Source organism: Vibrio sp. 1978 (assembly GCF_033344345.1).
The window spans coordinates 1-917 of the sequence record NZ_JAWPOP010000220.1 but is presented as its reverse complement, the minus strand read 5'-3'; the positions used below and the strand labels follow the sequence as shown (position 1 = coordinate 917).

At 51.3% G+C, this 917-nt stretch carries 1 protein-coding gene; it reads right to left on the bottom strand.

What is annotated here, in order from left to right; translation table 11 throughout:
• Nucleotides 1-865, bottom strand: an 865-nt coding sequence (locus tag R8N49_RS25665; protein WP_318190276.1) for a dihydrolipoamide acetyltransferase family protein, incomplete at its 3' end; no start/stop codon positions are given.
• Nucleotides 866-917 lie beyond the last annotated feature (52 nt).

Genomic DNA, 917 nt, shown 5'->3' with positions numbered 1-917 from the left:
CTCGGATGCCTTTGACGGTTTGATCTAGCCAGCGACGAACGTCTTGCGGTTCATACTCATCCGCGTGGCGAAGCACGGGGACATACAGTCCGTGACGGCTATCCACCGCTACACCAAGATTGACGGTAGGATGAACACAGCGCGTCATGGTTTCGGCATCGAACCAAGCGTTGAGAGCTGGCTCTTGCTGGCAAGCATAAACGATAGCTTGTACCAGACGAATGCTGATGTCCTCGTTTGGCAACCAATCTTCCAATAATGCTTCTTCGGTAATGGTCACCGCTGCGACATTTTGATGGGATTCTGCCATGGTCGAGACCATCGTACGGCGCGCTCCTTTGAGCACTTCAGTTCCAGGAACTTGTTTGCCTGCTACTTCGTAAACATCGGCAGCGACGATCAAACCGCTTGGTCCGCGACCGACCATCGTTTTCAAATCTACGCCTAGCTTTTTCGCTAGCAAACGCGCGGAAGGTAAAGCGGTGATGAGTTTGTCTGCCGATTTGTTGTGGCTGCCGCCCACCCAAAAATCATCAACATTTACGTTATGAGATTGGTGAGATACGGTGCCAACAACGGTTGCGGCATCGGCGGTTTGTCGTTTTTCCCCAGAGACAGTGTTTTCTGCGCCACTTTCGTCGATTTCTAGAAGTAGGGCGCCAATATTAATAACGTCGCCTTCTTCACCATGGCGGCTGACAATTCTGCCTGCGTACGGAGCAGGAACGTCTACGGTTGCTTTCGCCGTCTCAACAGTGAGGATCACTTGGTCGAGTTTGACCATGTCACCCACATTGACATGCCATTTTACAATTTCTGACTCAGCGAGACCTTCACCGAGATCGGGTAAATTAAACGTCTTCATTTCCAATCCTCCACGAGCTCGCGCGCTGCGATCACAATGTCTTCTTCCTGAA